A 21,841-nucleotide genomic window follows, 5' to 3' on the forward strand; every position below is an offset into this window, starting at 1 on the left:
TGAGTCCCTGGCGGGAAACCCGGGACGGCGGCGGTGATCGGCGAAGACCGTTTCGGCCAGGTTGTCACCGCCGCCCGCCCGGCCTCGGTTGACGTCTGGGATGCGGCAGTCGGCGAGGTCCTGGACTTTCGTGGTGACCCAATCGATCGACTACACGAGCTGACGGCGACCGACGACGCCTTCGTAATGGGCCTGGTGATGACGACGGCAGGCTCGGTTCTCGGCGGTGACGACCCGCTGTCGGAGGCCCTGCAGACCGATCTGGCAGCGCTCGAAGCCCGATGCGCCCGTGCCACAGAACGGGAACGGAGCCATGAGGAGGCCGTCGCCACGCTGGTCGACGGGAACTTCACCGTGGCAGCCGCACGGTGGGAGGCCATCGGTGCCCGCCACCCGCACGACGTGGTGGCGACCAGGATGGCCCACGACGTCTACCTGCACGTGGGTGACGACGCCCGGAGGCTCCAGGCCTCGACGGCGGTGATCGGCCGCCTCCGTCCGGGTGACCCGGGCTATGGGGTGGCCGCCGGCCAGCACGCCTTCGCGCTCGAGGAGTCAGGCCACTACGACGAGGCCGAGCGGTTCGGCCACCTCGCCCTGGAGGTGGATCCGGTCGACATCTGGGCGCTGCACGCCCTGGCCCACGTGTACGAGATGCAGGACCGCCATGCCGAGGCCATCGGACACCTGCGGAGCACCCGGACTGACTGGGAGGAACGGGACCACCTGGCCCTCCATCTCCTCTGGCACCTGGTGCTGCGGCTCATGTCGGCCGGAGAGTTCGACGAGTGCCTGGACGTCTTCGACGAGCGGATCCCCGGGACCGACAGGGCGTTCGGCCTAACCGACCTCACGTCGATGCTGTGGCGCCTGGAACTGGCCGGCTGCGACGTCGGTGACCGGTGGCCGACGTTGGCCGCGAGGTGGCGTGACCACGACCAGCTCCACACCACGGGCTTCCTTGACATCCACGCCGCCCTCGCATTCGCGACCTGTCCGGACGACCCGGGGGCAGGGCGCTACTGGGCCGGCCTGGACGCCTGCCACAGGGGTGGCGCATCGGAGAACGACGAGACGTTCGACCTGGTGGTCCGGCCGGTGGCATCGGCCATCCGTGCCTACCGGGCGGGCCGGTACGACGAGGTAGCAGGGGACATCGACCGGCTGTCGTCGGTCACCCACCGACTCGGTGGCAGCATCGTGCAGCGGGACCTCCTCGCCATGACCGCCCGCGAGGCGGCACGGAGGAGCGATCGGCAGCCACGGCCGTTCGAGGAGGCCCGTCCATGACTGGGACCGTGACCAACCGACTGGACCTCGCCGATCCGGCGACCTACGACCACGGAATCCCCCATGACGAGTTCCGCCGTCTCCGCGGTGAGCCCGGCCTCGTCTGGAACCCTTCCGGACCCTGGGGGTCGGGCTTCTGGTCGGTCACCCGATTGGACGACCTGGTGGCCGTGTCACGGGATCCGGCCACGTTCTCCTCCGAGCTGGGCCACATCCAGATCTACGACGTGGACGAGGACGTCCGTTCCGTCAGAGCGTCGATGATCGACCTGGACCCTCCGGTGCACACCCGGCTCCGTCGTCTCGTCAGCTCTGCGTTCACCCCCCGCCACGTACAGGGCTATGTCGACGACGTACGTGGTCGGGTTCGGCGCCAGATGGACCGGTTCGTGGAGGCAGGCGGGGGCGACTGGGTCTCGACGGTGGCCGCTCCGATACCGATCGGGGTCATCTGCGCCCTCATGGGCATCCCCGAGGAGGACCACGACCTCATGATCGAGATGACCGATCACCTGGTCGAGGGCACCTCGTCGGCCGAGCTGGACCCCGGTGCCTACGGAAACACGCGACCCCTGCGGGAGCTGCCGTTCAACAGCCCGGCGGCACACGGGGTGGAGGAGTACGCGCGGCGCGCCCGCCGCCAGCGGCTGGACCATCCGACCGGTGACCTCCTGTCAGAGTTGGCGACTGCGGAGGTGGGTGGCGAGCGGCTCAGCGAGACCGAATTCGCCCGCTTCTTCCAACTCATGATCTTCGCCGGCAACGAGACGACCCGGTCGGCCATGTCCCACCTGGGCATCCACCTGGTCGAACACGCCGACCAGTTCGACCGGGTCCGTTCCGATCCGGACCTGCTGGACACGGCAGCGGAGGAGGTGGTGCGCCACGCCTCACCGATCCTCTACTTCCGGCGGACGGCGACGGCTGACACCACGCTGGCCGGGACCGATGTGGCGGCGGGAGAGAAGGTCGTCATGTGGTACGCCAGCGCCAACTTCGACGAGGTCCACTTCGACGATCCACAGGCCTTCGACGTGGGGCGCCCGAAGGTGCCGGGCCACGTGGCGTTCGGCGGCGGCGGCGCCCACTTCTGCCTTGGTGCCTCGTTGGCCCGCATCGAGATCTCGGCCCTGGTCGCCGACGTCCTGGCCCGTGACCTGAGCCTCGAGCAGGTGGGAGCGCCGGAACTGGTCTCATCCAACTTCGTGAACGGCGTAGAGCGCCTCGAGATGAAGGTGGCGGGCCCCAGATGACCCGACCGCTGGAGGGCCTGCGGGTGGTGGACGCCGCGACCATCCTGGCGGGCCCGTTCGCCGCCTCGATCCTGGGTGAGTTCGGGGCCGACGTGGTAAAGGTGGAACAGCCCGGCGTTGGGGATCCGATGCGGCGCCTCGGGACCGAGGCACCGGACGGCGACACCTGGTGGTGGTTGAGCGACACCCGCAACAAGGTCAGCGTCGAGATCGACCTGCGGACCGCCGAGGGTGCCGGACGATTCCGATCGCTCGTGGCATCGGCCGACGTGCTGGTCGAGAACTTCCGCACAGGAACCATGGAGGCCTGGGGCATCGGGTTCGAGTCACTCCGGGAACGGAACCCCGGCCTGATCCAGCTTTCGGTCAGCGGCTACGGCCGGATCGGGCCCCTGGCCGCCACCGCGGGCGTGGCCCGGATCGCCGAGGCCTTCACCGGCATGACACACCTGACAGGCGATCCGGACGGGTCGCCGGGGCTCTCGGGATCCTCGGGCCTGGCCGACTACCTGGCCGGCATCTACGGCGCCCTCGGCGTGCTCCTGGCTGCTCGGTCCCGCGACGAGACCGGCCGCGGCCAGTTGGTGGACGTCGCCCTGTACGACGGCGTGGCCCGCATCCTCGACGAACTGTTGCCGGTGTTCGCGGCGACCGGCATGGGCAGGGAACGCATGGGCCCGGAGACCCACCGGTCGGTCCCCCACAGCAACTACCGGGCCGCCGACGGTCGGTGGCTGACCATCGCCTGCACCAACGACCGGATGTTCGGACACCTGGCCGCCGTCATGGGTAGGTCCGATCTACTGGACGACGATCGCTACGCCACCAACCAGGCCCGTATCGCCCGACGTGACGAGGTGAACGTGCTGGTCGGCGACTGGGTGGCCGGCCTCGAAGCCGGTGCCGTCGTCGACCTCTGCGAGGCGGCCGCCGTTCCCTGTGGCCTCGTCCGGACGGTCGACCAGTACCTGGACCACCCGCAGGTGGCCGCCCGCGACTCTGTGGTAACCATCGACCACCCCGCCGTCGGACCGGTCACCGTGCCCGGCGTGGTGCCCCGGCTGGTGGACACTCCCGGGTGGATCGAGACCCTGGGAGCCGTGCTCGGTGGGGCATCCGTAGACGAGATCATCGAACGCTGGAGCGGCGTCCGGACTGACGACCTGACGACAGGAGAGAACGCATGATGTGGCAGCTCACCGAGGAGCAGTTGGACCTGCAGGCGAGGGCCCGTGCGCTGGCCACAGAGGTTGTCGGGCCACGCGCCGCCGATGTCGACCGGACCGAGTCGTATCCGTGGGAGAACGTCGAGGCTCTCCGGGATGCGGGCATGACCGGCATGACCGTGCCCACCGACTTGGGCGGACCCGGGCACTCCCTCCTGGACGCCGTCCTCGTGGTCGAGGAGATGGCGAAGCAGTGCGGTGTGACCGGCCGGATCGCCGTGGAGGCGAACATGGGGGCCATCTCGGCGATCCTGGCCTACGGCACCGATTCCCAGCGACGCCTGGCCGCCGACCTGGTGCTGGGCGGCGACAAGCCCGCCATCTGCATCACCGAGCCCGGAGCCGGGAGCGCCGCTTCGCAGATGACCACCCGGGCCGACCGTCGGGGCGATTCCTACGTGCTGAACGGGAAGAAGCACTGGATAACTGGTGGCGGCGTGTCTCGCCTCCACCTGGTGTTCGCCCGGGTGTTCGACGAGCAGGGTGACGAGGAGGGCATCGGCGGGTTCCTCGCCATCCGCGACGAGACGCCGGGACTGGTCATCGGCCGGCGGGAGCCGACCATGGGCCTGCGGGGCATTCCGGAGACGGAGGTCCTGTTCGAGGACATGCAGGTCGATGCCGAAATGGTGCTGGTTCCACCGTCCGGGTTCGGGAGCGGCTTCGCCGAGCTGATGAACTCGTACAACAGCCAGCGGGTAGGGGCCGGCACGGTCGCCCTGGGACTGGCCACCGGTGCGTACGAGCGTGCCGTCGCCTTCACCAAGGAGCGCGAGCAGTTCGATCGCCCCATCGCCGAGTTCCAGGGCGTCCAGTGGATGCTGGCCGACATGAGCATCCGGCTGGAGGCGGCTCGCAGCCTGACCTACCGGGCCGCCGACTCACGTGGCCCGGACGACAGCCCATTTCCTGATCCGGCCCTGGCCGCACAGGCCAAGGTCTTCACATCGGAGGCCTGCATAGACGTGGCCAACGACGCCCTGCAGCTCTTCGGAGCCGCCGGCTACTCGCGGAACAACCCGATGGAGCGCATCTGCCGGGACGTGCGGATGTTCACCATCGGCGGCGGGACGGCCCAGATCCTGCGGACGGTCGTGGCGGCCCGGGTGCTGGACATGAAGCTCCCCCAGACCCGTGACGGCTTCCAACGCCTGGCGGACCGGGCGTGAGCGTCCGGACGGCCGCCATGGCGGGACCGTCGACGCTTGCACCGATCGACACGGGAGAGCGCAGCCTGGCCGAGCTTGCCTATGAGCGGATCCTGACAGCGATCCTGGATGGCGACTTCGCGCCGGGGGACCGACTGATCATGGACCGCCTGGCCGCCGAGCTCGGCATCTCGAGGACACCGGTCCGCGATGCCCTGCGTCGCATGGAGGCCGACGGCCTGGTCCAGCCGGCGACCAAGGGCTTCGTAATCCGGTCCCTGGATGCCGCCGACGTCCGGGCCATGTACGAGGTACGCGAGCCGGTCGAGGGGTGGGCGGCCCGGGTGGCCGCGACCAGGGCCGCAGACGCCGGATCGGCCATGGCCGATGCCCTGGTCGGCCTAGAGAACGTGCCTGTCGACGAGCCGTCCGCCGCCTACCGGGCGAACCGCGACTTCCATCGGGCCATTGTGCTGGCGGCCGGCAACCCGGTGCTGGTGGACTGCTTCGACACCATCTGGGGTCGTGGGCTGGCCTTGCTCTCGTTCGCCGAGTCGGCACGCCACGGTTCGACAGTCGACTACGAGGAACACCGGGTGCTCCACGAGGCGGTCATGTCCGGGGATCCCGACCGTGCCGAGGTCGAGATGCTCGCCCACATCCGGCGCGGGGCGGCTTCGGTCTGAGTCGAGCCGGCCGATCGGTCTCCGTCGCAACGGGTCGGGGTCCGGGGAGCGGGCTAGAGGTAGGGCAGGTAGAAGCCCTTCTCCCAGTCTGTGAACTCGTCGCGTGCCGCCGCCTCATCGCCGACGGCAGCCAGGTACTTCTCGAGCTCGGCCTCCTTGACCATGGTGACCTGGTCGACCAGGCCCCGGCCGAGGGCGTCGGCGAAGGTGTCGTCGGCGGCCAGGGCGGCCAGGGCCTCGCCCAGCCCGTCGGCCACGAACTCCTCGGTGCAGGCCTCCTCGATGGCGTCGCCGGTCTCGGCCCCGGGGCATTCCAGCTCCGCCTCGACGCCCAGCCGGGCCCCGGTCAGCACGGCGGCCACCGCTGTGTGGATGGGTGCTGACCCGTCGGGCATGCGGTTCTCCAGTCGGGTCGAGCCGTCCCGCTCCGGATTGACCCGGATGGTGGCGCACCGGTGGTCGTGCCCCCAGTTCTTCCAGTAGCCGGACATCTGTCCCGGACGGAGGCGCTTGTAGGAGTTGACGGTCGGAGCGCACACGGCCCCCATGGCCGACAGGTGGTGCAGCTGTCCGGCGATGCACTGGCGGGCCAGGTCGGACAGGCCGTCGGCACCGTCGGGGTCCAGGAGGGCGTTGTTCCCGTCGGCGTCGACGAGGCTCAGGTTCACGTGCAGGCCGTTGCCGCCCCGGTCCATGAGTGGTCGGGGCAGGAAGGTCAGCAGGTGGCCCATCTCGTAGGCCACGTCCCGGGCCATGGTCCGGAACAGGAAGGCGTCGTCAGCCGCCGCCAGGGCGTCGTCGTACTCCAGGGTGAACTCGAACTGGGCGGCCTCGAACTCGGTGTTGACCGACTCCAGGCGGAAGCCCACGGCGTCGGCCACGTCGTGGATGGCCTCGGCGATGCCCATCGGGTCGTTCATTGGTCCCGTGCCGTAGACGAATGAGCCCGGGCAGTCGTAGGGAGCCCAGCCGCCCTCGCCGTCCGGCTGCATCACGAAGGCCTCGAACTCGATGCCGACCTTCGGGGTGTAGCCCAGGGCCTCCCAGGCGGCCACGGCGTCCTTCAGCACGTTGCGGGGGGCGAAGGCGACGGGGGCGCCCCCAGCCTCGAGGTCGCCGATGACCACGCCGACCCCGTCCTCCCAGCCTTTGCGGACGATGGCGAGGTCGATCACGCACTCCATGTCCGGGAAGCCCTCGAGCATCCGGGTACCCGGGGCGGGGACCATGTCCCGGTCGTAGGTGAGCGCGAACACCGACATCGAGTGCCTGGTACCCAGGCCGGCCAGGTGGGCGGGGAGGTACTTGCCACGCGGGAGGGCCAGGTGGTCGGGCCACAGCACGCGGATGCGACGGTGGTCGGTCATCGGTCCTGGCTGGCCTCCATTGCCGACAGCCGGGTCGGCGTGAATCGTTTGGCCCCGAACAGTAGTGTGCCCACATGCCCCGTGCATTTGCCGCAGGCGACGACGAGCTGGTCGCGGCCGAACGCCTCATCCGCGACCGTATGGCGGGCCTGGACCTGGACCTGCTCTCCCTGGCCGCCGTCTCGAACGTGTTCCGGACTGCCACGGCGGTCCGGAACCACATGGAACGAAACGTCCTGAAGCCCCATGCCCTCTCCTGGAGCGCCTTCGTGGTCCTGTTCGTCCTGCACGTCTGGGGTGAGAAGGAGTCCAGGGAACTCGCATCCGAGGCCGGGATCTCCGGGGGCACCCTGACCGGCGTGCTGGACACCCTTGAGCGCAAGGGGCTGGCCGTCCGTCGCCCGGTCCCCACCGACCGGCGACGCGTCGGGGTGGCACTCACCGCAGCGGGTACCACGGTGGTCGACGAGGTCATGCCGGCCTTCAACCGCGAGGAGGCCCAGGTCACCGGTGGCCTGACCGATGACGAGACGGCCACCCTGGCCCGGCTCCTGCGCACGGTGCTGCGCACGGCCGAGGGCCTGGGCGCCAGGTGACTCCCGAACCCTTCTGGCGGCACGACGAGCAGTTGCTCCGGTCGGTCATGGACTGGAGTCGGCGGAGGATCGCCGGGGGCCAGGATCCCATGGCCCGTGCCCGACCGGCCGATGAACTGCATGCCGCCATGGGCGACACCGTCGTGCCTACGGGCATCGGCGGCCACGAGGCCCTCCGGCTCTTCACCCAGGTCCTGGTGCCTGCCACCCGGGCTCAGGACAATCCGATGAACCTGGCCTTCATTCCGGCGGCTCCCACCGAGGCGGCCCTGGTGTTCGACCTGGCGGTCAGCGCCGCAGAGATGTTCGCCGGCACCTGGGAGGCTGGCGCCGGGGCGATCGTGGCCGAGAACCAGGCTCTGGCGTGGCTGGTCGGCCTCCTCGGCTGGCCGGAGACGGCCGGTGGCTGCTTCGTGTCCGGGGCCACCATGGGCAACCTGAGTGCGCTGGTGGCAGCGCGTGAGAGGGCGCGCCGTGGCCGGGTCGACCGGCCTGGTGCCTGGCGCCTGGCCGCCACGGCCGATTCCCACAGCTCGGTTCGCGCCGCGGCGAAGGTCATGGACTGCGGCATCCTCGACGTCCCCGGCGACGGGCGGGGCCGAATGACCGGCGACGGCCTGGCTGCCGTGCTGGCCTCCGGCGGTGGCGACGGCGTGTTCGCCGTGGTGGCCTCGGCCGGCACGACGAATGCCGGCGTGGTGGACGACCTGGCTGGCATCGCACGGGTCTGCCGGGAGCACGGCATCTGGTTGCACGTGGACGGGGCGTACGGCGGAGCGGCCCTGGTCGCCCCGTCGGTGGCCGACCGGTTCGTCGGGGTCGAGCATGCCGACTCGTTCGTGGTGGACCCCCACAAGTGGCTGTTCGCCCCCTACGACTGCTGTGCCCTCATCTACCGGGAGCCGGAGCACGGGGCTGCCGCCCACTCGCAGTTCGCCAGCTACCTGGAGTCGGTGGACCGCTCGGAGTGGAACCCGGCGGACTTCGCCGTGCACCTCACCCGCAGGGCGCGTGGCCTGCCGTTCTGGTTCTCGCTGGCCACCTATGGGACCGATCGCTACCGGGACGCAGTCGAGACGGTGCTGGCCACGACCCGCGCCGTTGTCGCCGAGATCGGGAGGCGTCCGCAGCTGCGGCTGGTCATGGAACCCGACCTGTCGGTGGTGCTGTTCGAGCGGATCGGCTGGACCGACGACGACTACCAGGCCTGGTCCGAGCACAACGCCAGGTCGGGGATCGTGCTCTGCGTGCCCACCCGCTGGGAGGGTCGACCGGTGCTGCGGTTCTGCTTCGTGAATCCCGCCACCGAGGTGGAGGCAGTGGCCGCCGTGCTGGATGGCCTGGCCGACTGACCCGAAGGGCGTTCCGCCTGACAGCACCCCGCTTCTGCTGACGTCGGGCTAGTCCGAGTGGGCCAGGGCGGCGGCTATCCGTGCCCCGAGGAGGGCGTTGGCGGTCGTCAGGCCGACAGCAGTCCTCTGGCTCTCGCCGCCGGTTGAATCATTTGGATCCAAACGATTAAGGTGGTGACCGTGCCTCCCCACCGGGAGCCGATCGGAACGGAGCCAACCCATGGGTGAGATCGTCGGTGCCGCCGTCGTGTCCCACGTGCCGCCCATCGTGCTGCCCGAAGGCGTTCGGCGGGAGTTGAACGACGGCGAGGAGATCAGCCTTGTCCCCGGCCTGCACCGCCTGAGGTCCGAGTGCCTGGACCGCCTGGGCGCCGACACCTTCGTTGTGTTCGACACCCACTGGTTCACCCTCGTCGAGATGGTGGTCACCTCGCACGAACGGAGGACGGGCCACTACACATCCGACGAACTGCCCCGGGGAATGTCGGCAATGCCGTATGACATCCCGGGCGATCCCAAGTTGGCTCGGACCCTGGCGTCCATGGCCACCGACCACGGGACCTGGATCACCGCCGTCGACGACCCGTACCTGCCCATCCACTACCCGACGGTCAATCTGCTGGGCTTTCTACAGGGCGAGGAGCGGTGGATGACGGCCAGTACCTGCGGCACCGCCCGGGCCGAGGACTTCCTGCTCTGGGGTCGGCTCCTGGGCGAGGCCATAGAGGCGATGGACCGCCGGGTCGTGCTGTTGGCCTCCGGTGGGCTGAGCCACAGGTTCTGGCCGCTGGACGTGTTCCGGGACCACGAGTCATCGTCGCTCGACAACATCATCACGCCTGAGGCCAGAGCGGCCGACGAGGCGATTATCGGTCAGTGGGAGGCGGGGGACCACGCGGTGGTCATCGACGGCTACCCGGCGTTCCGGGCCCATGCCCCGGAGGGCCTGTTCGGCCACTACCTGATGATGGTGGGTGCCATCGGCGGACGGGACTGCCGGGCGCCGGGCGTGGCGTACTCGGACTACGAGTCGGCGGCCGGTACCGGCCAGATCCACATGTGGTTCGAGCGGCCCGTCGGCGGCTGGACCGCCTGACTGGCTCGGTCGGCGCCCGGCTCAGGCGCCGTTCAGGAACCAGTCGACCAGGGCGTCGGACCGGGCGCGGTTGTCCTCCGCCTCGTCGACGGTCCGGGCGGCCATGACGGTGGGATCCACGCCGTGGGCCCGCAGTGCCCGCTCGCCCATCCCGATCCACAGGCGGACCAGGCGGGGCGTGATCTCCGGATGGAACTGCGTGCCGATGCTCTGGCCGATCCGGAAGGCCTGCGGCGAGACGGCGGTGCGGGCGATCTCGGTGGCGCCGTCGGGCACGGTGAAGCCGTCGTAGTGCCATTCGAACCAGGGTCCGGGGGCGACGGCGTCCGGTAGGTCGGTGTCGACCTCGTACCAGCCGAACTCCGGGGGGTCCACCCGGCCGACCTCGCCGCCGAGTGCCGCCGAGAGGACCTGGCCGCCGAAGCACAGGCCAAGCACCGGGACCCCGGCGTCGTGGGCCGTCCGGACCATCTCGATCTCGCGACCGATCCACGAGCCGATCGAGTCCGTGTCCGTGACCGACCACGCCGAGCCGGTCACGACGAGGGCGTCGTAGCCCGTGGCGTCCGGGTAGGGCTTGGTGCAGACCGGGTCGGCCGGGTCGTCCATCACCCGGAAGACGTCCAGTTGGTAGCCGTGCTCGACGATGTGGTCGCCCACGCCCTCTGCGGGACCGTGTTCGTCGTGCTCGATGACCAGTGCCCGTTTCACGGGGCGGAACCCTAGGTCGCCGGTCGGATCTGCCGACGACCGGGCCATCTAGCGTGTGGGCATGGCGACCGATCCAGACGACCTGACCCGGATACCACCGCCGTCCGGAGCGGCGTTTGCGCCGCGGGTCGGCAACCACATCGAGCCCCTGGTGGACGGCGCGGTGGCCTTCGACCGGATCGCCGCGGCGGTTGAGGCGGCAACCACGTCGGTTCGGGTGTGCGTGGCCTTCCTGGAGACCGATGCCCGGTTCCCCGGCGGTCGGGGCACCTTCCTCGACCTGATGGACGATGCCGCGTCCCGCGGCGTTGACGTCCGGGTGCTCTTCTGGCACCCGGAGGGCCGCCTCGGTGGCCTCGTCGCGGTCCATCCCGACGACACCTTCGGTGGCACGGAGTCGTCGATCAGCATGCTGGGTAGTCGGTCCACGCGGTGGCAGGCCCGCTGGGACGCAGTGGGCCGTCAGTGCCAGCACCAGAAGGCATGGCTGGTCGACGCCGGGACCGACGCCGAGGTCGCCTTCGTGGGCGGGATCAACATCGGCAAGAGCTCGATGGCCGGTCCGGACCATGCCGAGCCCGATCCGGGACCGGAGGTGGTCGGCGACGATAGCTACGCCGATGTCCACGACGTGCACTGCCTGGTCCGGGGGCCGGCGGCGACCGACGTGCACGACAACTTCGTGATGCGCTGGAACGGTGCGTCGGAGCGTGGGCGAGAGCACGGGTCGTGGCCAACCGGCGAGACCGACGACCTGCCTGCCCCGACGACGAGGACCGGCAAGTTGGGTCCGACCACGGCACAGATCCAGCGCAGCGTGCTGCCCGGCCTCTACGAGGCGTTGCCCGACGGGGAGAACTCCGTGCGGGAGCAGTACCTGTCGGCCATCGCAGCGGCCGGGGACTACGTGTACATAGAGGACCAGATCCTGCTCAGCCGGGTGGTGCTCGTGGCGCTGCGCGACGCCCTGGAGCGCGGGGTGCTGGTCGTGGCCTCGGTTCCCGGCAACCCGATGCCGGAGCTGGCTGCCGCCCGGGCCCACCCGGGCATCGCCGCCGGCTACGACGCTCTGGCCGCCCTGGGTGCCTACGACGGGTTCTGCCTGTCGGCGCCCTGTGCGCGTGCGGACCGGGGCTACCGGGAGATCTACGTGCACGCCAAGACGGCGGTGGTCGACGACCTGTGGGCCACCATCGGATCCACCAACCTCGTCTTCTCGTCATTCCAGGGCGACACCGAGATGAACGTGTCGTTCTGGGACGCCGACGTGGCCAGGGCGTTCCGGGTCCGGCAGGTCGACGAGCAGGGTGGCTTCTCGTCCGTGGGCATGGATGGGCGGGAGGCGATGGTTCGCATCATGGAGGTGGCCCGGGAGAACTCCCGGCGTCGGACGGCGGGCGAGGACCTGGACGGATTCGCCTGCGCCATCGACCCTGCCGGCTGGGCGACCTGACCGGTCGTAGCGACCTGGAGCCGGTTGCCGCGCCCTTGTCACAAGGCGCGCCTACGTTCGTCACATGGAGATCGCCCTGGTCCTCGTAGCCGTGTTCGCCATGCTGGTCGCCGTCATGGCCGTCGTCTGGGCGGTTCGACGCCCGGCACCGGTAGTTGCCGATCCGGGTGCCCCGGTGGTCGACGCCACGGCGTTGGCACAGCAGATCGGAGCCGAGGTGAAGGCCCAGGTCGCCGAGACGGCGATCAATGCCTTGAACAGCAACACCGACCAGTTCCTGAGGCTCGCCGAGGAGCGGATGGCCACGGTCCACGAGAAGACCAAGGGGCTGCTGGACCCACTGGGCATCCAGATGAAGAAGTTGGACGAGACGGTCGGTCATCTCCGGTCGGCCCACGAGAAGGACCGTGGCGCCGTCGACACCCTCACCAGCCGTCTGGGGTTGCAGCTCACCGAATTGCAGACGTCGACTACCACGCTGTCCGAAGCCCTCCGGTCGCGGACGGCCCGTGGGGTCTGGGGGGAGAACCAACTCCGGAACGTGATCGAGCTCGCCGGTATGGAGTCCTACTGCGACTTCACCGAGCAGACGTCGGGCGAGAACCGCGACGGTGCAGGCGTCCGTCCCGACGTCCTTGTCAGGTTGCCCAACGGCGCCCACCTGGCCGTAGACGCGAAGGTGCCGTTGGATGCGTACCTCCGCGCCCAGGAGGCCACCGACCAGGCACTGGTCGACCGGGAACTGAACAACCACGCCAAGGCACTTGGCGAGCACGTCAAGGAGCTCGCCAAGAAGAGGTACTGGGCGGTCGACGACGGACCCTCGCCGGAGTTCGTGGTGCTGTTCGTCCCCGGAGAGTCGTTCCTGGCCGACGCTCTGAGGGTCCAGCCGACGCTCCTCCAGGAGGCGATCAAACATCGGGTTCTGCTGGCCTCACCGGTCAACCTGCTGGCCCTTCTCTGGGCGGTGGCCGGAGGTTGGCAGCAGGCCCGGGTGAACGAGTACGCCCGCGAGGTCGCCGACCTGGGAAAGGAGCTCTACGAGCGGGTGGGGAAGATCCTCGGCGACGTGGAGACGACCGGTAAGAGGCTCAACTCGACGGTGGGCGCATTCAACGAGCTCATCGGTTCGATCGACAGCCGCCTTCTGGTGACGATGCGCCGGTTCCCCGACCTCGGGATCGGGTCCGAGAACCTCCCCGAGATGTCGGAGATCGAGACTCGGGCCCGTGACCTGCGGGCAGCCGAACTTCCATCCGCTGTCGACGAACTACCCGATCCGGAGGATTCCCGGGGCTGATCCCAGCCTGCGGCCTCAGGTGGCCGAACGGGCGACGGCCACCTCGGCCAGGACATCCAACATGGCCACCAGGCGTGCCCGCTGCGGCTCCACCAGCCCGGTCATTCCGAGGGATCTCATCGCCGACGAGCAGACCGGGCCGACCGACACCGGCACCACCCGGACTCCGTCCAGCGCGGCCACAAGGTCGTCCCGACGGCCCCGGGCCTCGGCAATCTCGACGAGGTGGACTGCAGCCTGCCGGGTCGTGAACGTCACGGCGTCGAGACCGCCGTCGCAGACGGCGTCCACCAGGGCCTCGGCCGGACCGACGTCGACCGGCAGCGCCCAACGGTAGATCGGGACCACCGTGACGACGCCACATATGGCTTCCAGCGGCGCAGCCAGCACCTCCTCGTCGGTGCCGTCGACCTGCAGGGCCAGCCGGTCCCTGCCCCCTGTGGTCGCCACGTGGTCCACGATCTGGGCGAACAGCTCATCCGGTGCCGACCATGCCACCACGAGGCCGGCCCGTCTGGCGGCGCTCACCGCCTTGGGTCCGCGGGCCAGCACCTCGCAGTGGCCTAGCGCCGCCCGGACCTGGTTGCCGAGGCCGATGCCGTCCATGGCGTCCAGCCACATGTTCAGGCCCATGCCCGTTTGGAGCACCAGGGTGTCCGGCGGCTGGTCGACCAGTGCCCGCGAGACCTTGAGCAGGCGGGCGTCGTCGGAGAGGTCGAGCGTGCGCATGGTGCAGCCGTGCACCACCTCGGCGCCCCGGCGACGGAGTGCCTCTACCTGCTGGTCGGCCCGCCTGTCGGCGGTTACGCCTACGCGCCAGCCCGCCAGCGGTGGTTCGGCCGATCCTCCGGTCATGTGACAAGCATGCCGGGCCAGGCCGACCCTCAGACCCGGTTCCCGTCGATCAGGTCGGAAGCCTGGTCGAACAGGTCGACCGCCCGTCGGTGGAGGTCCCGGCCGGTCTCGACTGGGGCCCGGCCGGCCGCGGCCCGGGCGTTGGTGCCCTCCAGGATGATGCCCAGCTTGTAGCAGGCCAGCGTCCGCCACCAGGTCAGGTCGTCGAGGGGGAGGCCGGTCCCGTCGGCGTACCGGTTCACCAACTCCGCCGTGGTCGGGAACCCGTCGGCCGCCGTCTCGAACGAGCCGACCCCGCCCGAGGTGGTCAGGAGCCAGGCCAGGTCCAGGCGGGGGTCGCCAAGGGTGGTCAGCTCCCAGTCCAGGACCGCGGTCAGCTCGGGACGATCGTGGGCGGCCATGACGTTGGCCAGGTGGTAGTCACCGTGGATGATCCCGAGGGTGAAGTCGTCGGGTCGGTGCGCCTCCAGCCAGCCTCCGACACGGTCGACCCCGGGCAGGTCAGGCCCGTCGTAGCCGTCGAATGCCGCATAGGACTCCAGCTGTCGCCGCCATCTACCGACCTGGCGTTCCAGCCAGCCGTCGGGACGACCCAGGCCGCCCAACCCGACGTCGTCGGGTCGGATGCGGGCCAGGGCTGCGATGGCGTCGACCATGGCGAGGCCCAGGCGGTGGCGCCAGTCGGGATCGGTGCCGTAGCGGCCGGGGAGGTCACCCACCGGGGCGAAGCCCTCCACCGCCGACATGACGAAGAAACAGGTGCCGATGACCGACGGATCGTCGCAGACCGCGTGGCAGACGGGCTGCGGGACGCCGCGACCCTCGATCGCCGTGAGTACCCGGGCCTCGCGCAACATGGTCTCGTCACTGTTCGGGCGGGGGTGCCGGGGCGGGCGACGCAGGACCATCGGGGTGCCGTCTGCCCGAATCAGCATGAAGAGGTTGTTCTGGGTTCCGCCACCGAGCAGTCGGCTCGTGACCACCGGACCACTTCCGGGGGCTGGACTCTGGGCGATCCAGGCCTGCAGGGTCGACCAGTCCAGCAGGCCGTCACCGTCCTCCAGCAATGACTGGTCGGGATCCGCACCGACGCCCGGGGCCCCATTGGTCATTCGACAAGGATCCCACGTACCTCCGGGTCGAGACCGAGGCGGCCGCGCGGACCCGTGGCTCGAGGGTGGCTCCTCCGAGGGTTCTGGTACCGCTTCTGCCGGCATAAGGCCAGCAGAAGATTCTGCTGGCCCCCTTCCCGGATCGCTTCCTGGTGCCACTACTGTCCGCGTTGACAGCTCCCCTGCACCGTTCCCACAGCGGCGTCGCCAGGGGACATCGGACGTGAGAGCCCAGGGAGGCGGAGATGGCGAACGAGGTACGGGCGGCGATGCTCCAGACCCGGTGGACGGGCGACAAGGAGTCGATGATCCAGCTCCACGAGGAGCACCTTGCCGCAGCAGCCGCATCCGGAGCCCGGGTCATGTGCTTCCAGGAGCTCTTCTACGGCCCCTACTTCTGCCAGGTGCAGGACGCCGACTACTACGACTACGCCGAGGCCATCCCGGACGGGCCGACCACGAGGCGTTTCCAGGAGCTGGCGGCAAAGCACGGCATGGTTCTGATCCTGCCGATGTACGAGAAGGAGCAGGAGGGCCTGCTCTACAACACGGCTGCGGTGATCGATGCCGACGGCACCTACCTGGGCAAGTACCGCAAGACCCACATCCCGCAGGTCAAGGGCTTCTGGGAGAAGTTCTACTTCCGACCGGGGAACCTCGGCTACCCGGTGTTCGAGACCGCCGTCGGCAGGGTCGGCGTGTACATCTGCTACGACCGGCACTTCCCCGAGGGTTGGCGGGCGCTGGGCCTCAACGGCGCCCAGATGGTGTTCAACCCGTCGGCCACCAGCAGGGGCCTGTCGTCCTACCTGTGGCAGTTGGAACAGCCGGCGTCGGCCGTGGCCAACATGTACTTCGTCGGGGCCATCAACCGGGTCGGCATCGAGGACCTGGGCGACAACGACTTCTACGGCACTACCTACTTCGTGGATCCGCGTGGGCAGTTCGTGGGCGACGTCTGTTCCGATCAGGACACTGAGCTGATAGTGCGGGACCTGGACCTGGACCTGGTCGACGAGGTCCGCAACCAGTGGGCCTTCTACCGGGACCGCCGCCCAGACATGTACGACCCGTTGACCCGGGCCTGACGCGCAGCGCGAGCCCCGACATGGAGTTGCCGATGACCACCAACGCCGAACTCCTGGAACGGCACCGGGCCGTCCTGCCCGACTGGCTGTCGCTCTACTACGACCCGCCGATCTCGTTCGACCATGGCGAGGGCCGCCACGTCTTCGACGTCGAGGGCACCCGGTACCTCGACTTCTTCGGCGGCATCCTGACCACCAGCCTCGGCTACAACATCCCCGAGATCACCGAGGCGGTCCGGGCCCAGGCACCGAAGACGTTCCACACCTCGACCCTGTACCTGTCGGAACCCATGATCGAGTTGGCCGAGCTCATCGCCGGGCTGTCGGGCATCCCCGACGCCAAGGTGTTCTTCACCACGTCGGGCACCGAGGCCAACGACGCAGCCCTCTTGCTGGCTACCGTCTCGCGCAGGTCCAACCAGGTACTGGCGCTACGCAACAGCTACCACGGGCGGTCGTTCACCACCATTGCCATCACGGCCCAGAGGTCCTGGTCTCCGACCAGCGTCAGCGGCCTTTCCGTCAACTACGTGCACGGCGGCTACCGCCTGCGCAGCCCGTTCCGTGACCTCGACGACGAGGCCTACACCGAGGCCTGCGTGGCCGACCTGAACCAGGTCTTCGACATGATGACGTCCGGTGACGTGGCGGCCATGATTGCCGAACCCATCCAGGGAGTCGGCGGGTTCGCCACCCCACCGGACGGCTTCTTTGGTGCCATGAAGAAGGAGCTGGACAACCGCGGGGTCCTGTTCATCTCGGACGAGGTACAGACTGGCTGGGGCCGGACGGGCGAAAACTTCTGGGGCTACCAGGCCCACGGGATGACACCGGACATCTTGACCTTTGCCAAGGGGGTCGGCAACGGCCTGGCCCTCGGCGGCGTGGTGGCGGGCGCGGAGCTGATGGACTCACTGCCCGGCAACTCCATCTCCACCTTCGGCGGCAACCCGATGAGCAGCGTGGGCGCCCTGGCAACCATCCGCTACATGCTGGAACACGACACCCAAGGCCACGCGCTGGCCATGGGTGAACGCCTGGCTGGCCACCTACGGCCCGCCGTCGAGGCGTCTGCGGTGGTGGCCGAGTTGCGGGGCAAGGGCCTGATGCTGGCGATTGAGACGGTCCAGGCCGGATCGCTGGAACCCGACAGCGGGGTCGCCGGCCGGATCATGGAGCAGGCACGTGCCGCCGGTCTGCTGATTGGCAAGGGTGGCCTATATGGCAACGTGCTGCGCATCGCCCCTCCCATGACCGTCACCGAGGCAGAGATAGACGAGGCGGCGGACGTGCTGGTACGCATCATCGAGGGGCTTGGCTGAGGCGGGCCCGGACCGCGACAAGGGACCTGAAGGGGGAACCATGACGACGCTCATCAAGAACGGAACGGTGGTCAGTGCCACGGGACGCCACGCCGCCGAGGTGCTGGTGGACGGCACGACGATCGCGGCGGTGCTCCAGCCGGGCTCGACGCTGGCCGTCTCGGCAGAGTCGGGTGCCGACCGGGTCATCGACGCCACCGGGAAGTACGTGGTGCCCGGCGGGATCGACTGCCACACCCACATGGAGCTGCCGTTCGGCGGGACCTTCGCCTCGGACACCTTCGAGATCGGCACCCGTGCGGCCGCCTGGGGTGGCACGACGACCATCGTCGACTTCGCCGTCCAGAAGACCGGCGAGAACGTCCGTGACAGCCTCGAAGCGTGGCACGCCAAGGCCGAGGGCCAGTGCGCCGTGGACTACGCCTTCCACATGATCCTGGGCGGCGTCGACGAGGCGGCGCTCAAGGAGATGGATTCGCTGGTCGACGAGGGGATCACCAGCTTCAAGCTGTTCATGGCCTACCCGGGCGTCTTCTACAGCGACGATGGCCAGATCCTGAGGGCCATGCAGAAGGCCGCCAACAACGGCGCCCTTATAACGATGCACGCTGAGAACGGCATCGCTATCGACGTGCTGGCCGAGCAGGCCGCGGCCAGGGGCCAGACCGATCCGGTGTACCACGGCATTACGAGGCCCTCCCGGATGGAGGGCGAGGCCACCAACCGGGCCATTCAGCTGGCGCTGATGGTCGGGGCACCCGTCTACTTCGTCCACCTGTCGGCCAGCGAGGCATTGGAGAGGGTCGCCGAGGCCCGCGACGCCGGCCACAACGTGTTCGCCGAGACCTGCCCGCAGTACCTGTACCTGAACCTGGAGGACCACCTCGGGGCACCGGGCTTCGCAGGGGCGGGGTTCGTCTGCTCGCCACCCCTGCGCACAAGGGAGCACACCCACCACAAGGACCTGTGGCGCGGCCTGCGCACCAACGACCTGGCCATCGTGGCCACGGACCACTGCCCGTTCTGCATGAAGGACCAGAAGGAGCTCGGCAGGGACGACTTCCGGGCCATACCCAACGGCATCGGCGGCGTCGAGCACCGCATGGACCTCATCTACCAGGGCGTCGCCATGGGCGAGCTGAGCCTGGAGCGCTGGGTCGAGACCTGCTCCACCACCCCGGCCCGGATGTTCGGCATGTACCCGCAGAAGGGGGTCATCGCCCCGGGGTCGGATGCCGACATCGTGCTCTACGACCCGGCCGCCACGACCGAGATCTCGGTCGACACCCACCACATGAGCATGGACTACTCGGCCTATGAGGGGACCACGATCGACGGCAAGGTCGACACCGTGATGTCCAAGGGTCGGATCCTGATCTCCGACGATGCCTACCACGGCGAGAAGGGCCATGGCGTCTACCTCCGCCGGGGCCTGTCCACCTACCTGCAGTAACCACCCGCCAGTAACCACCCGCCGGCCCTGACTGCCGGCCCACCACCGAAGGCGGAAGCCACATGTACGACATCCAGCACCTGATCGACGGGCAGCCCTCCGCATCGACGTCGGGCAATACCGGTCCGGTCTTCGATCCGTCCACCGGCGGACAGGTCGGACGGGTGGGCCTGGCCTCGGTGGCCGAGGTGGATGCCGCCGTGGCCTCGGCCCGTTCGGCGTTCGCAGAGTGGGGTGGGGTCTCCCTGGCCCGCCGCACCAAACTCCTGCTGGAGTTCCGGAACCTGGTGGTGGCCAATGCCGAGGAGGTCGCCCAGCGACTCACAGCCGAGCACGGCAAGGTCCTGGACGACGCCCGGGGCGAGGTGGCCCGCGGCATCGAGAACATCGAGTTCGCCTGTGGGGTGGCCGAAGCCCTGAAGGGCATGCACAGCGAACAGGCCAGCAGCGGCGTCGACGTGTACACCGTGCGCCAGCCCCTGGGCGTGGTGGCCGGCATCACACCGTTCAACTTCCCGGCGATGGTCCCGCTCTGGATGTTCCCCAACGCCGTGGCCTGTGGGAACACCTTCATCCTGAAGCCGTCGGAACGCGACCCCTCGGCCCCGCTGTTCGTGGCCGAGCTGTTCCAGGAGGCCGGGTTCCCGCCGGGCGTCCTGAACGTGGTGCAAGGTGACAAGGTGGCCGTCGACAGGCTCCTGGACCACCCGGACGTAAAGGCGGTCAGCTTTGTCGGCTCCACCCCGATCGCCCGCTACGTGTACGCCACGGCGACGGCAAACGGCAAGCGTGCCCAGGCCCTCGGTGGTGCCAAGAACCATATGATCGTGCTGCCCGATGCCGACATCGACATGGCGGCCGACGCAGCCGTCTCGGCTGCCTACGGGTCGGCAGGCGAGCGCTGCATGGCCATATCGGTGGTGGTGGCAGTGGGCGACATCGCCGACCAGTTGGTGGATTCCATCCGGGTGAGGATGGAGAAGCTGGTCATCGGGCCGGGTACCGATCCGGCATCGGAGATGGGCCCACTCATCACTCGGGAGGCACGGGACCGGGTGGCCGGATACGTACAGGCCGGGGCCGACGCAGGGTGCGACGTGGTGGTCGACGGTCGGGACCAGGTCTTCGACAACGACGGGTTCTTCCTGGGGGTGACCCTGCTGGACCGGGTGACCACCGACATGAGCGTCTACACCGACGAGATCTTCGGGCCGGTGCTGTCCGTCGTCCGCGCCGAAAGCTACGCCGAGGGCGTCCGGATGATCCGGGACAACCCGTTCGGCAACGGTGCCGCCATCTTCACGCGGGACGGCGGCGCGGCCCGCCAGTTCCAGAGGGATGCCGACGCCGGCATGGTCGGCATCAACGTGCCCATCCCGGTGCCCGTCGGATACCACTCGTTCGGCGGGTGGAACGACTCGGCGTTCGGTGACACGACCATGTACGGACCCGAGGGCCTGCGCTTCTACACCCGGCCCAAGGTGATCACCAGCCGGTGGCCCGATCCCTCGACGAGCAGCGTCGACCTCGGGTTCCCCCGCAACGACTGATCGGACGGCGTAGCTGATGGACTTCGGCGTGGTGATGCAGACCGACCCCCCGGCATGGCGGGTCGTGGAGCTGGCCCGGAAGGCGGAGGCCCTGGGGTTCACCCATGCGTACACGTTCGACAGCCATGTGCTCTGGCAGGAGCCGTTCGTGATCCACAGCGCCATGCTGGCGGCCACCCAGAAGATGGTCGTCGGCCCGATGGTGACGAACCCGGGCACCCGGGACTGGACGGTCACCGCCTCGGTGTTCGCCACGCTGAACGACATGTTCGGCGAGCGCACGGTCTGTGCCATCGGGCGCGGTGACTCGGCCATGAGGGTGATCGGCCGAAAGCCGTGCAACCTGGCCACCTTGGAGGAGTCCATGGGGGTTATCAAGGGCCTGGCCGAGGGTGGCACCGTGGAGTACAACGGCACAACCCAGACATTCCCGTGGCGCAGTGGTGGGTCGCTGCCGATGTGGATGGCCGCCTACGGCCCTAAGGCGCTCGACCTGTGTGGCCGGAAGGCCGACGGGTTCGTCCTGCAGCTGGCCGACCCGCAGATAGCCGAGTGGACGATCGGGGCGGTGAAGCGCTCAGCCGAGCAGGCCGGACGTGATCCCGACTCCATCACCATCTGCGTTGTGGCACCGGCCTACGTAGGTGACGACATCGCCCACCAGCGCGAACAGGTCAGGTGGTTCGGAGGCATGGTCGGCAACCATGTGGCCGACCTGGTCGGTCGCTACGGCTCTGACGGCTCGGCCCTGCCCCAGGCCCTCACCGACTACATCGAGGGTCGGAAGGGCTACGACTACACCGAGCACGGGCGGGCCGGTGCCGAGCACACGGACTTCGTCCCGGACGAGATCATCGACCGGTTCTGCATCCTCGGCGACGGGGCGTCCCTCATCGAGCGGCTGCAGGAGCTGGAGGCCCTCGGCGTGGACCAGTTCGCCATCTACCTCATGCACGACCAGCAGGACGAGACGCTCGATGCTT

Annotated in this window: 19 protein-coding genes; 15 read left to right on the forward strand and 4 right to left on the reverse strand. The window is 69.1% G+C overall.

What is annotated here, in order from left to right; genetic code table 11:
• Positions 1–33 precede the first annotated feature (33 nt).
• The 5 genes from MK177_04520 to MK177_04540 are packed head-to-tail and all read left to right on the forward strand — an operon-like array spanning position 34 to position 5,603.
• Positions 34–1,290 carry a hypothetical protein gene (locus MK177_04520; protein MCH2426580.1) on the forward strand — a complete coding sequence of 419 codons (1,257 nt, stop codon included), beginning with the start codon at positions 34–36 and terminating at the stop codon, positions 1,288–1,290.
• Positions 1,287–2,543 carry a cytochrome P450 gene (locus MK177_04525; protein MCH2426581.1) on the forward strand — a complete coding sequence of 419 codons (1,257 nt, stop codon included), beginning with the start codon at positions 1,287–1,289 and terminating at the stop codon, positions 2,541–2,543. Before MK177_04520 ends, MK177_04525 begins: the two co-directional genes overlap by 4 nt.
• A complete protein-coding gene (locus tag MK177_04530) occupies positions 2,540–3,730 on the forward strand; it encodes a CoA transferase (protein ID MCH2426582.1) in 1,191 nt (396 codons plus the stop codon). Before MK177_04525 ends, MK177_04530 begins: the two co-directional genes overlap by 4 nt.
• Positions 3,727–4,938: an acyl-CoA dehydrogenase family protein gene (locus MK177_04535; GenBank protein ID MCH2426583.1), complete on the forward strand. Its 1,212-nt coding sequence runs from the start codon at positions 3,727–3,729 to the stop codon at positions 4,936–4,938. The genes MK177_04530 and MK177_04535 overlap by 4 nt, the downstream gene beginning before the upstream one ends.
• Positions 4,935–5,603, forward strand: a complete 669-nt coding sequence (locus MK177_04540) for a GntR family transcriptional regulator (protein MCH2426584.1) — start codon at positions 4,935–4,937, stop codon at positions 5,601–5,603. Before MK177_04535 ends, MK177_04540 begins: the two co-directional genes overlap by 4 nt.
• Before the next feature lie 53 nt (positions 5,604–5,656).
• Here MK177_04540 and MK177_04545 read toward each other — a convergent pair whose 3' ends face one another.
• Positions 5,657–6,970: a hypothetical protein gene (locus tag MK177_04545; GenBank protein ID MCH2426585.1), complete on the reverse strand. Its 1,314-nt coding sequence runs from the start codon at positions 6,968–6,970 to the stop codon at positions 5,657–5,659.
• A 74-nt stretch (positions 6,971–7,044) separates the two neighbouring features.
• Between MK177_04545 and MK177_04550 the strand changes: the two genes are divergently transcribed.
• From MK177_04550 to MK177_04560, 3 genes are all read left to right on the forward strand, one after another.
• A complete protein-coding gene (locus MK177_04550) occupies positions 7,045–7,566 on the forward strand; it encodes a MarR family transcriptional regulator (protein ID MCH2426586.1) in 522 nt (173 codons plus the stop codon).
• The gene (locus MK177_04555; GenBank protein MCH2426587.1) at positions 7,563–8,918 is read left to right on the forward strand and encodes a pyridoxal-dependent decarboxylase; all 1,356 of its coding nucleotides are present in this window, start codon (positions 7,563–7,565) and stop codon (positions 8,916–8,918) included. The genes MK177_04550 and MK177_04555 overlap by 4 nt, the downstream gene beginning before the upstream one ends.
• A 220-nt stretch (positions 8,919–9,138) precedes the next feature.
• A complete protein-coding gene (locus MK177_04560) occupies positions 9,139–10,014 on the forward strand; it encodes a hypothetical protein (protein ID MCH2426588.1) in 876 nt (291 codons plus the stop codon).
• Positions 10,015–10,035: 21 nt separating this feature from the next.
• On the opposite strand, the gene MK177_04565 is transcribed toward MK177_04560, so the two are convergent.
• A complete protein-coding gene (locus tag MK177_04565; GenBank protein ID MCH2426589.1) occupies positions 10,036–10,725 on the reverse strand; it encodes a type 1 glutamine amidotransferase in 690 nt (229 codons plus the stop codon).
• A 61-nt stretch (positions 10,726–10,786) separates the two neighbouring features.
• On the opposite strand from MK177_04565, the gene MK177_04570 reads away from it, so the two are divergent.
• Positions 10,787–12,178 (forward strand): phosphatidylserine/phosphatidylglycerophosphate/cardiolipin synthase family protein, encoded by a 1,392-nt coding sequence (locus MK177_04570; protein ID MCH2426590.1) that lies wholly within the window; start codon positions 10,787–10,789, stop codon positions 12,176–12,178.
• 64 nt (positions 12,179–12,242) lie between these two features.
• On the forward strand, positions 12,243–13,478 hold the full coding sequence (locus tag MK177_04575; GenBank protein ID MCH2426591.1) for a DNA recombination protein RmuC: 1,236 nt from the start codon (positions 12,243–12,245) through the stop codon (positions 13,476–13,478).
• Positions 13,479–13,493: 15 nt separating this feature from the next.
• On the opposite strand, the gene MK177_04580 is transcribed toward MK177_04575, so the two are convergent.
• Both MK177_04580 and MK177_04585 read right to left on the reverse strand, forming a co-directional pair.
• Positions 13,494–14,333 (reverse strand): uroporphyrinogen-III synthase, encoded by an 840-nt coding sequence (locus MK177_04580; protein MCH2426592.1) that lies wholly within the window; start codon positions 14,331–14,333, stop codon positions 13,494–13,496.
• Positions 14,334–14,362: 29 nt separating this feature from the next.
• Positions 14,363–15,445 carry a phosphotransferase family protein gene (locus tag MK177_04585; GenBank protein MCH2426593.1) on the reverse strand — a complete coding sequence of 361 codons (1,083 nt, stop codon included), beginning with the start codon at positions 15,443–15,445 and terminating at the stop codon, positions 14,363–14,365.
• A gap of 245 nt (positions 15,446–15,690) precedes the next feature.
• Between MK177_04585 and MK177_04590 the strand changes: the two genes are divergently transcribed.
• The 5 genes from MK177_04590 to MK177_04610 all read left to right on the forward strand — a co-directional run.
• On the forward strand, positions 15,691–16,533 hold the full coding sequence (locus MK177_04590) for an acyltransferase (protein MCH2426594.1): 843 nt from the start codon (positions 15,691–15,693) through the stop codon (positions 16,531–16,533).
• A 20-nt stretch (positions 16,534–16,553) separates the two neighbouring features.
• The gene (locus MK177_04595) at positions 16,554–17,855 is read left to right on the forward strand and encodes an aspartate aminotransferase family protein (GenBank protein ID MCH2426595.1); all 1,302 of its coding nucleotides are present in this window, start codon (positions 16,554–16,556) and stop codon (positions 17,853–17,855) included.
• A gap of 40 nt (positions 17,856–17,895) precedes the next feature.
• On the forward strand, positions 17,896–19,308 hold the full coding sequence (gene hydA / locus MK177_04600; GenBank protein MCH2426596.1) for a dihydropyrimidinase: 1,413 nt from the start codon (positions 17,896–17,898) through the stop codon (positions 19,306–19,308).
• Between the two features lie 62 nt (positions 19,309–19,370).
• On the forward strand, positions 19,371–20,858 hold the full coding sequence (locus MK177_04605) for a CoA-acylating methylmalonate-semialdehyde dehydrogenase (GenBank protein MCH2426597.1): 1,488 nt from the start codon (positions 19,371–19,373) through the stop codon (positions 20,856–20,858).
• A 16-nt stretch (positions 20,859–20,874) separates the two neighbouring features.
• Positions 20,875–21,841: TIGR03842 family LLM class F420-dependent oxidoreductase (locus MK177_04610; GenBank protein ID MCH2426598.1), on the forward strand; the 967-nt coding region annotated here is incomplete at its 3' end.

This window comes from Acidimicrobiales bacterium (genome assembly GCA_022452145.1).
GTDB lineage: Bacteria > Actinomycetota > Acidimicrobiia > Acidimicrobiales > MedAcidi-G1 > UBA9410.